The sequence below is a fragment of the Cryobacterium sp. Hh38 genome (assembly GCF_004403235.1).
GTDB classification, from domain to species: Bacteria; Actinomycetota; Actinomycetes; order Actinomycetales; family Microbacteriaceae; genus Cryobacterium; species Cryobacterium levicorallinum.
This window is the reverse complement of the sequence record NZ_SOHD01000006.1, coordinates 1-9,907: the sequence shown is the minus strand read 5'-3', so window position 1 is coordinate 9,907 and position 9,907 is coordinate 1. Positions and strand designations below refer to the sequence as shown.

10 protein-coding genes are annotated in these 9,907 nt (G+C 58.8%); 8 read left to right on the top strand and 2 right to left on the bottom strand.

Annotated elements, in window-relative coordinates; all coding sequences use genetic code 11:
- Positions 1 to 715: 715 nt before the first annotated feature.
- The gene (locus tag E3T41_RS02245; RefSeq protein ID WP_241991000.1) at positions 716 to 1,045 is read left to right on the top strand and encodes a DUF488 domain-containing protein; all 330 of its coding nucleotides are present in this window, start codon (positions 716 to 718) and stop codon (positions 1,043 to 1,045) included.
- The gene (locus E3T41_RS02240) at positions 1,042 to 1,506 is read left to right on the top strand and encodes an HAD family hydrolase (protein ID WP_134477139.1); all 465 of its coding nucleotides are present in this window, start codon (positions 1,042 to 1,044) and stop codon (positions 1,504 to 1,506) included. The genes E3T41_RS02245 and E3T41_RS02240 overlap by 4 nt, the downstream gene beginning before the upstream one ends.
- Before the next feature lie 553 nt (positions 1,507 to 2,059).
- Here E3T41_RS02240 and E3T41_RS02235 read toward each other — a convergent pair.
- Positions 2,060 to 4,132 (bottom strand): transketolase, encoded by a 2,073-nt coding sequence (locus E3T41_RS02235; protein WP_241990999.1) that lies wholly within the window; start codon positions 4,130 to 4,132, stop codon positions 2,060 to 2,062.
- Positions 4,133 to 4,823: 691 nt separating this feature from the next.
- Here E3T41_RS02235 and E3T41_RS18175 point away from each other — a divergent pair.
- Both E3T41_RS18175 and E3T41_RS18170 read left to right on the top strand, forming a co-directional pair.
- Positions 4,824 to 5,243: a glyceraldehyde 3-phosphate dehydrogenase NAD-binding domain-containing protein gene (locus E3T41_RS18175; RefSeq protein ID WP_198416383.1), complete on the top strand. Its 420-nt coding sequence runs from the start codon at positions 4,824 to 4,826 to the stop codon at positions 5,241 to 5,243.
- 6 nt (positions 5,244 to 5,249) lie between these two features.
- Complete coding sequence (locus tag E3T41_RS18170) at positions 5,250 to 5,843, top strand: hypothetical protein (RefSeq protein WP_370256906.1); 594 nt, start codon at positions 5,250 to 5,252, stop codon at positions 5,841 to 5,843.
- 230 nt (positions 5,844 to 6,073) lie between these two features.
- Here E3T41_RS18170 and E3T41_RS02225 read toward each other — a convergent pair whose 3' ends face one another.
- Entirely contained in the window at positions 6,074 to 6,706 is a 633-nt protein-coding gene (locus E3T41_RS02225; RefSeq protein WP_134477136.1) for a dienelactone hydrolase family protein, read from the bottom strand.
- 367 nt (positions 6,707 to 7,073) lie between these two features.
- Between E3T41_RS02225 and E3T41_RS02220 the strand changes: the two genes are divergently transcribed.
- The 4 genes from E3T41_RS02220 to E3T41_RS02205 all read left to right on the top strand — a co-directional run bounded on the left by E3T41_RS02220 (position 7,074) and on the right by E3T41_RS02205 (position 9,576).
- Positions 7,074 to 7,607: a DUF488 family protein gene (locus E3T41_RS02220; protein ID WP_134477134.1), complete on the top strand. Its 534-nt coding sequence runs from the start codon at positions 7,074 to 7,076 to the stop codon at positions 7,605 to 7,607.
- A 46-nt stretch (positions 7,608 to 7,653) separates the two neighbouring features.
- Entirely contained in the window at positions 7,654 to 7,908 is a 255-nt protein-coding gene (locus E3T41_RS02215) for a DUF2945 domain-containing protein (RefSeq protein ID WP_370256904.1), read from the top strand.
- Positions 7,909 to 8,164: 256 nt separating this feature from the next.
- A complete protein-coding gene (locus E3T41_RS02210) occupies positions 8,165 to 9,067 on the top strand; it encodes an alpha/beta fold hydrolase (RefSeq protein ID WP_134477131.1) in 903 nt (300 codons plus the stop codon).
- Positions 9,068 to 9,117: 50 nt separating this feature from the next.
- Positions 9,118 to 9,576 carry a carboxymuconolactone decarboxylase family protein gene (locus E3T41_RS02205; RefSeq protein ID WP_134477129.1) on the top strand — a complete coding sequence of 153 codons (459 nt, stop codon included), beginning with the start codon at positions 9,118 to 9,120 and terminating at the stop codon, positions 9,574 to 9,576.
- The last annotated feature ends 331 nt before the right edge of the window (positions 9,577 to 9,907 follow it).

Genomic DNA, 9,907 nt, shown 5'->3' with positions numbered 1-9,907 from the left:
GCTCCTTGGCCAGGCGCACCCATTCCTTCGCCGCCAACGCCTCACGGGTGGGCTCATTTTTCGTCTTCTTCGTCACAGCATCAAGTGTCGTCATCACGGCACCTTTCCCGCCAGACCCACGTCCAGCGCGTCAGGCCGGAAACACCGTTTAAGAGACAGTCCCTGTGGATGCTCCTATTGCTGTCAAGCGACTTTCGCACCGGATTGGGCTTGTCGAGTTTTATCGTCGAGCCATGCGCTGAAGGCGGTTTCCAGGTTGGTGTCAGCGCGTTGTCCTATCTCGAGTCGGCGTAGGCGTTGGTAGGGGACATCGAGTTGTTTGGCCTTCGGAAGATGCCAACCTTTATGAGTGAGTTTCTTTAGGCGGTCATTGAGTTCGTTTCTTCCTTCTCAGGTTCGTTGATCTAGGACGTCATCGGGAATGTGGGTGGCTGCGGGTACTGCCGAACGAAGCGCTCAGGGTGCTCGGTAGAAGCCGTTTGAGAACGCGGGAGCGAGCGTGCTGAATAGCCGGTGCGCGGCCGTGGTGAACGTTGGCTAGAAAGCGTCCTTTACACGAAAGATGGCTAGTGGCGCAGTGGCCCACGACTGTTCGAGGGCGGTTCTCAGAGCAGATCAGGTGCCTACAAGCTGGGCCGCCCGTAACCTTGACGTTGAGACCGATTGTTGGGGAGGTTGCATTATGGTTGCGAAACCGGACATACATGTTCGACGCGTGTATGACGAGGCTGAGGAGCAGGACGGAGTCCGGGTCCTGGTGGATCGCATCTGGCCACGCGGCATGACGAAGGTCAAGGCGGCACTGGACGAATGGTGCAAGGACGTCGCACCGTCGACGGCACTACGAAAGTGGTACAGCCACGACCCAGCCAAGTTCGAGGAATTCGCTCGACGCTACGGTGCCGAACTGGAACACGTCGAGCGCGGCAATGCGCTGCAACATTTGAGAGATCTGGCTATTCGGCATCGTCTGACTCTGCTGACCGGCACTAAGAACCCGGATATCAGCGAAGCCGCAGTGCTCGCCCAGATTCTCCGCCGATGAAACAGAACCGGGTTCCGCTGCGCGCGGGCGACGCGAGCAGGGCTGCCGATAACCAGCAATCCGAACCGATGGCGGTAGATACCACCTCCGTCGGCGTGACCGACGGGGTGCGTGGATGCCTGTCAGATCTGGACGGTGTCATCACCAAAACGGTCGCCCAAAGCGGTGGCCGATTCGTACCTTTCGATGCTGTTGTCGACTACGACGCGTATCTTGACGGGAAATCCCGTGCCGACGGTACCCGCTCCTTCCGGGCATCTCGTGGGGTGAGCCTGCTGGAGGGCAGTGCCGAGGACGCATCCGAAACGGTCAACGGGCTCGGTAACCGGAAGAACGATATCGTCCGGCGCCACAACCGCAAGGATGGCGTCGAGGTGTATGAGGGATCGCTGCGTTTTGTGCGAGCGGTTCGATCGCGTGGTTTGCGTTGCGCGGTGGTGTCTTCCAGCACCAACTGCTAGGACGTGTTTCCCCGCCCCGCCACAGGTCGGCACCCGCCCGCTTCAACCTGCTGGGCGCGATCCGCGGCGTGCCCACCCGACCGGGTAGTGATCGATTCTTACACCAGGTGTGGTTACTACTCGTACATGCGTTGGACTATCTCGTGCCGCGGTACCTGCCTGGGGCCGGGGTAGGTCACCACGATTGGCACGTCGCCGGGACTACGGCTCTCCACTATCCTGAACCCATCGACGGTTTGGCGGGTGACACGGGGCGGCCGCGCGCGTAGTACCCGTTCACATTGTCGGAGTTTTTCTTCGTCCTCCGCTGTCCAGAGCACATATTGGATCCCGACGGGACCGAGAGGGTGCTTGACGCATGCTCTGTGTCACACAGGTACAACTCATCCCCGTTGGCGCCAGTAGCGCGGCGCTGTTGTTTCGAACTGTCACGTCGAACGCGAGGAGTTCTTTGTAGAACAGCACTGATCGGTCGAGTTCGTGGACGAACATCACTGCTGCCGCCAATCTCACTCTGTTCGCTTCCGGAAGTTGGCTGCGTTTGGTATACGCATTATCGAACCTCCATCAGTTCTCGGGCGGCCGTGACGATATGCCGAGCTGATATCTCCGCGGCGTCCAAGAGTTCGGCTGGCTCACCCGACATTGGTAGGCCGGTGACGCCGAGTAGTTTGACCCGAAGTTCCGGCACCTCGGCATCAGCCAGCGCTTCCATCACTGCACCCCCGATGCCTCCCTGAGGGTAATGGTCCTCCACCACAACCAGTCGCCCGCCGGTGATGCGGCAGGTGTCAATTAGGGTGTCACGATCGAGTGGTTTGATCGAGTACAGGTCGATCACCCGTGCACTGATGCCGAAATCGGCGAGTTTTTCGGCGGCGGCTAAGCATTCGTGCAAGGTGATTCCCGCGCCGATCAGTGCCACGGTGTCCTCGGCCCCGGCGCGGTGGACCTTGCACCCGCCGATGGGAAACTTCTCCTCGGGTGAGTAGATGACCGGGTACGCGCCGCGGGTCGCGCGTAGATATACGACGCCGTTGGTGTCGGCCATCGTCAACACCAGTGCCGCGGTCGAGGGGGCATCGCTTGGATACACGACAACGGAGGTATGAATAGCGCGCATCGCCGCGATGTCTTCCAGAGCCATCTGGGAGGGCCCATCCTGGCCGATTTCAACGCCGGCGTGGGTGCCGACCAGGCGAATGTTCGCTTCCGACACGCCGGCCATCCGGATGAAGTCGTAGGGTCGGGCGATCAAGAAAGCGGCGAAGCTTGACGCGAAGGGGATGTATCCGCGCACCGATAAACCCACCGCGGAAGCGATGAGTTGTTGTTCAGAAATGAACATTTCAAAGAATCGTTCTGGACAGATCTCCCGAAACTCGCCGGCATGCGTGGAGTTGCCGACCTCTCCGTCAAGGACAACTACCTCCGGTCGTACTGCTAGCTCAGAAATCGCGGCACCGAAAGCCGCCCGGGTGGCGACTTTCTGGCCGATCTCCCACGTAGGGAGGGTGACTGTGGCGCCAGGGTCGGGGACGATCGCAGATGTCCCGGCATCGGGAACAGCGGTGGTGATAGTCAGGCCGGTCACGCCACCGAGGGCAGCCATAGCACGGTCCGCTATTTCTGGCGGGAGGGATTTGCCGTGCCAGCCGTTTTTGTTTTCAATCTCGGGCACACCTTTGCCTTTGATGGTGCGGGCCAATATCACTGTCGGCTGGTCCGGATGGGACCGGGCTTCGGTCAGTGCCGCATCGATCGCGACGACATCATGTCCGTCAACCACGAGGGCGTGTGCGCCGAACGCTTCGACTCGTTTGGCGTACTTGTCCATGTCCCATTGCAGCTCGGTAGGCCCGTCCTGGCCGAGCCTGTTGATGTCGACGATGGCTGTCAAGTTGCCGAGTTTGTAATAGCTCGCCTTGTCGATGGCCTCCCACATGGAACCTTCTGCCAGCTCGCTGTCTCCGCAGAGCACCCACGTCTGGTACGGAAGCTTGTCTAGGTATCTTGCGGCCAGGCACACGCCGACCGCGTCTGGTAGGCCCTGGCCGAGAGAACCAGTCGCAACGTCCACCCAGGGCAGGATAGGCATCGGATGCCCCTCAAGTCGGGAACCGAACTGGCGGTAGGTGTTCACCAACTCGTTTTCATCGACGACGCCCACAGCACGGTACATCGAATACAACAACGGTGAGGCGTGACCTTTCGAGAAGATCAGATGATCATTGGTCGCCTGCTGGGCGTTGGCCCAGTCATACCGTAGGTGTCCGACCAGTAGAACCGACATCAGATCCGCCGCCGACAGCGATGAGGTCGGATGACCAGAACCGGCTTGCGTACTGCAACGGATGGAATCCACCCTCAGCTGGGTCGCCAACCGGTGTACGAGATGCAGGTTTTCGCCGGTCAGTTTCGCGGTATCCGACGTTGGAGTGGGGTTTATTGTCATGTCGTCATATTCCTTCGCGATGAGAAATGGATTCGTTCCCGCGGCGAAACAGGCTAGGTCGCGTCTCTGCCCAAACGTACTCCGCTGACCATGGATCTGGTAAAGGCTCGGTCTAAGGTGAAAAAACGACAGGTCGGATGAACGGATTGTCGCAACCATCGCAATGCTCACTGAGACAGCGTTGGTAGACACTGATGACGGTGTCGAGGGGCGATTGGATGTGCGTTACGAGCTGCACCCGCTACTGCCAACACGTTTTAGGGGCGACCATCGTAAGATCGAAGAATTTCAACGCACCGCCGAGTCGGGAGATCCACTGGCAGCGGATGCTGGCCGACGCGGGACTTGTGTTTGGGATACCCGGCGACTGTCCTAGGGGACTTGCGGACTTCGACAACAAAATATTGCGTGTCGTCGGCTGAGATCGATTGGTGCGGAGACAGCCCGACTGGGCAGCACGCTCGGCATACGCGTCGCCGGCGTGAACCGCACCGATCGCGGCAATATACCAGGAGTGGGTCGGCATCAACGCGATTGCCGTTGACTAATCTCATCCTGGTGGCACGCGGGGAGTCATCCTCGATAATTTCGGCCTTCAGCACGATCTGGTGCAGGTCTACGCCGTGGTGACGATGTAATCCGGCAAATACTTCGGTGAGTTCTCGGCCGAGGACCCGGAGTAGCGGAAGTTCTCCCCTCTCCAACATCGTTACCTCGACCCCAGTCTGTACCGACAAGTGATCCCGGTATGTGCTCTCCCTTGTTGACGGAAGTTGTTGAGGAGCGCAGCATGAAGGGGTAGCTATGTTGTCGTGCAAACCGACGACTGGAAAACCGACGACTGGAAATCAGAGAATCTCATATGCCAAAAATGGCGATCAATGGGTTGGGCCGAATCGGGCGGGCTGCATTGAAAATTCTGCTCGAGTCGGAGGATCTGGAACTTGTTGCGATCAACGATGTGGCGTCAATTGAGAATCTTGCTTACCTGCTACGGTACGACACGGTCTACGGTCGGTACCAGCGTCAGATTGTTGTGGAGTCTGATGCACTTGTCATCGACGGCCACCGGGTGGTTGTTCTTGCCGAACGGGACCCAACGGCGCTGCCATGGCGGGAACTTGCAGTCGACCTAGTGTTGGAATGTACTGGTGCTTTCACCCAGGCGGAGGACCTGACCAAACATATTCATGCGGGCGCGTCGTTCGTCATCTTGTCTGCCCCGACGAAGTCCGACTCCGTCCCGACGGTGGTGCACGGGGTGAACCGGCCGGATGGGTAGCCGCAGATCATCTCTTGTGCCAGTTGCACGACGAACTGCATCACACCGGTCATTGAGATCGCGACAAGACGTCTGGGGGTGGAGCGTGCGATCATGACCACAATTCATGCTCACACCGCCACCCAGCGCCTGGTCGACTCGCCGAACAACAATTTCCGACGTGGGCGGGCAGGTGGAGCGAACTTGGTGCCCGCTCCGACTGGTGCTGCACAGTCGACAATCCGGGCATTGCCGAAGTTGACTGGGCTCTTCGACGGGGTTGCGGTCCGCGCTCCAATCGAGGTTGGCTCCATTGCCGACATTGTCATTGTTACCTCCCGCCCGACCAGCGTAGAGGAGGTCAACGCCGTGTTCACCGAGGAGGCGAAGACGCCCAGGTATCAGGGCATTCTCGGCGTTTCGGCGGACCCGATGGTCTCCTCCGATATCATCGGCGATTCACGCGCGTCCGTGGTGAACCTCGATCTGACGCAAGTGGTGGACGGCACCCTGATCAAGATCATGGCCTGGTACGACAACGAGTGGGGCTTCACCCACCAGATGATCCGCGAAGCCAGGGCCACCCTCGGGTTAACGCCCAGCGTGGAAACATCTTCGTGACGACAAATACAGTGAGGCTTCGAAGTCACCTTCCACAGGTAGGGTACATAGCCCGCGTGCGGACTTGAGGCCAGAGTGTTTGACTCGATTACATCCGACGCAACCTGCTGATCTCCGGCGAATTCGAATGGCATGTACTATCTGTCGCTCGGCGGCGGGTCGTGGGCTCGGGGCTCTGTGACAAATGCCCGATCCGAGTAAGCCTGTTACACCGTTTACGGAAGTGGCTGTCAGGTTTCGCGTAGATGGGTTTTCAGGAAGAGGGCTGTTCGCGCGAATGCGTCTGTTGCCTCGTCTGCGGCGTGGTGCGGAAGGTCCGGGTCCAGGGCAAAGCCGTGACGGACCTTGGGGTAGACAATGACAGCGGATTGCGTGGTTTTAGGGGTGAGGATTTCGCGCATCTGTTGGATATCACGAGCGGGGGTGCTGGCGTCCTTGCCAGCATATATTCCCAGCCAGGGGGTCTTGAGCACACGTGCGGCATCGATTCCGCTGAGGATGCCAGGCCAGCGTGGCGAAGCCAGGCTAGCGCCGTAGAAGGTGACGGCGGCGTCGATGCGCAGTGTTGCTGCCGCCCACACTGCGAGGGTCCCTCCCATAGAGAAACCCATTATCGCTACTTTCTGTGCTCCCTGGGCGCGGATCCAGGTTAGGGCGCTCTCGATGTCAAATGTGAGCCCTTTCGCCGTAAGGGTGTCGTGGTACCGGCGGGCTTTTTTGAACTTCCCATCGGTGACGACGGGGTCCTCGATGCGGTGGTAAAGGTGTGGCGCTGCCGTGATATAACCGCAGCCAGCCAGCCAGCCAGCCAGCCAGGCGGACGACGAGATCGGCAACAGGCGCGGAGAGGCCCCAGACCTCATGGAGCACGATGACTCCAGCCCGCGCTTCACCGGTCGGCACTGACACTGTTAACGGAACACCACCAGGCCCTGCAGTTTTAATCGCGTGCGAATGATCGGAACGGTTCGGGATCGGTTGCATGCTTTCTCCGTTCGTTCGAGGACACCCTCCGGCCGCGGTGTTATCGGAGATATCCGCGCCTAGCTCGAGGAACCGGTGGACTGGAACGAGGAAGCTTCGTCCCTGATCAGGTTAGCGACGGCTTCAGGATGGCAATAGGGCGATGGCCAGCATCCGAGGTCCCGCCCGTTATTGCGGAGCAGGATGTCGAGCGCGCACATCTGACATTCCTGACGTGGACTTCAGTACGTGGGGTTGAATGGGAGCATGGATGCAACCTGCGTGTACACGATCGGGCATTCGACTCATCCCATTGATGAGTTCGTTGGAATGTTGACTAAACACGGTGTCGAACGACTCGTCGACGTGCGCACCGTTCCGGGGTCTCGTCACAACCCGCAATTTGCGGAACACGAACTTATCGTCAGCATGCCGGAGGCAGGTATTGACTATCAGCGGCTCCCCGAGCTCGGCGGGCTACGACACACCCCGGCGGCAGAAGCATCTATCAATGGAGCGTGGCGTAATAAAAGCTTTCGCAACTACGCCGACTACATGCAAACGTCCGAGTTCAGAGCCGGTGTCGACGAGTTGCTGGCATTGGCGAGGAATCAGACAGTGGCGATCATGTGTGCCGAGGCTGTGCCCTGGCGTTGTCACCGATCACTGATCGGAGACGCATTACTGGCGCGGGACTTTCAGGTTCTCGACATCATGAGTCTGACCTCGACCAAGCCGCACACCCTGACCAGCTTTGCCAAAGTCGATGGCGACCGTGTCTGGTACCCACCAGAAGAGTGATCGATGAAGGTGCCAATCCAGATCGGGGCGACGTAGTACAGCGAATATGGTGAAGAGATTCGGCAACAGTGTGAAAGCGGAAGATACACCTATGATAAAAAAATTCTCAGTCGGCGATCACGTGCGCTGGAACTCCGAGGCCGGACATGTGCGCGGCACCATTACGAAGATTCATACGAAGAACGTGGAATACAAAGGCCACATTCGCCGCTGCAGTGTTGATGATCCGCATTACGAGATCACGAGCGACACGACCGATCACGTGGCGATGCATAAGGGCGAGGCCCTGACGAGAATCTAGCCGTGCGCGGCCACCACTATGGATACCAACGCGAACGTGCCCACGTTCTGTGCTTGCTGGCATTGGCGATGGCGACCACGGTCGGAGGTCGGCGGTCTGTGCCGCAGCCCGGATAGAAGTGAGTTGGCGCGCAAATGTGGTCACCTTCTGTTGCGTCATGGATGGTAAGGGTGGCATCACTTCGTAGCTATATTGACATGAGCTACTGCCAGTGCAAGTCTGAATTGTAGGCATGGACGGGTGAAGCGAGGACAGTATGGGCGAATTCACAACGGAAACTGATCAGCTCACGGGGGTGCGCCATCGCACCATTTCCGTCGATGGGGTAGAGATCTTCTTCCGGGAGGCGGGTCCGGCGGATGCGCCGACGCTCGTACTCCTGCATGGCTTCCCTGCTGCGTCGCACCAGTATGCGCGCCTGATGGATCGGCTCAGCGATAGGCTACATCTCATCGCACCGGATTACCCGGGTTTTGGTTACAGCAGCGCTCCCGCCTCGAGCAGCGGCGGCGGAGACTTCGTCTACTCTTTCGATCACCTCGCTGAGGTCATGGAAGCGTTTCTGGTCAGCCTCGGCATCGACGAGTTCTTTATGTACGTTTTCGACTTTGGGGCTCCTATCGGGTATCGCATCGCGTCGCGGCATCCGAATTGGATTCAGGGGGTCATCGCACAAAATGGCAACGCGTATGAGGTGGGGCTGGGGCCGAATATGCAGCCTGTGGTTCAGTACTGGATAAATCACGAGGGGATGGAGCCGGTTATCCGTGGAGCGCTGACAGCTGACGCAACACGCTCCCAGCATCTCGAGGGAACGGCACACCCAGAGTCCGTCGATCCGGACGTATGGACCTTGGATCAACACTGGCTCGATCAAGCTGGACGAGACCAGATCATGCTTGATTTGCTTTATGACTATCAGTCCAACGTCGTGCTGTACCCCGTGTGGCAAGCGTGGATGCGCGAGCATCAGCCTCCCATGCTTGTGCCGTGGGGGCGTAACGATCAGTTCTTTTCTGAAGCAGGGGCGCGCGCGTACCTCGATGATCTTCGCTCCGCTGAACTGCACCTGCTCGACACCGGGCACTTCGCCTTGGACGAACAGCTGGACACCGTCGTGCATTTGATCGATGACTTCATCGAGCGACATACGCAGTAGGAGCCACTCGAAGTACACGTACCGCAAACACAGACAGAAAGATAACGACAATGTCATTTGAGCAGCGCCTCTTAGTCACGGATGTCGATCCTAAGGCCTATAAACCGATGGTTGCCCTTGAGAAGTACATCCACGCGGGAAGCTTGGGTGAAGCCTTGTTAACGCTGGTGAAAATTCGTGCGTCGCAGATCAATGGTTGTGCGTACTGCCTGGACATGCACGGGCGTGAAGCTCGAGCGGCGGGCATCGATCAGCGTCGCCTCGATGTGTTAGCTGGATGGGAAGAAGCGCCGAACGTGTACTCCGAACGCGAACGTGCCGCCATAGCACTCACTGAGGCGGTGACACTCATCGGAAACGGCGGTGTGTCGGACTCGTTGTGGGGGCAGGTGAGGGAATCATTCGAGGAGAGGGAAATTGTGCAGCTGTTGATGGCCATCGCCGCGATCAACGTGTGGAACCGTCTGGCGGTGAGTACTCACCAGAGCCTTCCTCCGCAAACGACCTAACAATCGTGCTACTTGTACGATCGATGGAATGGACGGCGGCATCGCGGTTGGCTCTACCGCCAGCGCCGTGGCGGAACCGTTCATCGGCTGGGAGGGGTTGTCCCTCGTACCCGTTCGGGCCTTTCGGGGCAGTCCCGTCACTGGACGGCCTAGTGAAGATGTCATCGAGAATGGCGCAGCCTGGCTGGGCGACGGACGAATCCACTGGTGCGGATCGGCCGTTACGGAAGATGTCAACCTTTATGAGTCAGTTTCTTTAGGTGGTCATTGAGTTCGTTCCTGCTTTCAGGGGTTCGTTGATCCAGGTCGTGGTCGGGAACGTTAGTGGCGT

What these genes read in the sequence shown, in the direction of transcription:
- E3T41_RS02210 (WP_134477131.1), top strand. Translation starts at nt 8,165, where the DNA reads ATGGGCGAATTCACAACGGAAACTGATCAGCTCACGGGGGTGCGCCAT.
- E3T41_RS02240 (WP_134477139.1), top strand. Translation starts at nt 1,042, where the DNA reads ATGAAACAGAACCGGGTTCCGCTGCGCGCGGGCGACGCGAGCAGGGCT.
- E3T41_RS02220 (WP_134477134.1), top strand. Translation starts at nt 7,074, where the DNA reads ATGGATGCAACCTGCGTGTACACGATCGGGCATTCGACTCATCCCATT.
- E3T41_RS02215 (WP_370256904.1), top strand. Translation starts at nt 7,654, where the DNA reads ATGGTGAAGAGATTCGGCAACAGTGTGAAAGCGGAAGATACACCTATG.
- E3T41_RS02205 (WP_134477129.1), top strand. Translation starts at nt 9,118, where the DNA reads ATGTCATTTGAGCAGCGCCTCTTAGTCACGGATGTCGATCCTAAGGCC.
- E3T41_RS02225 (WP_134477136.1), bottom strand. Translation starts at nt 6,706, where the DNA reads ATGAGGTCTGGGGCCTCTCCGCGCCTGTTGCCGATCTCGTCGTCCGCC.
- E3T41_RS18175 (WP_198416383.1), top strand. Translation starts at nt 4,824, where the DNA reads ATGCCAAAAATGGCGATCAATGGGTTGGGCCGAATCGGGCGGGCTGCA.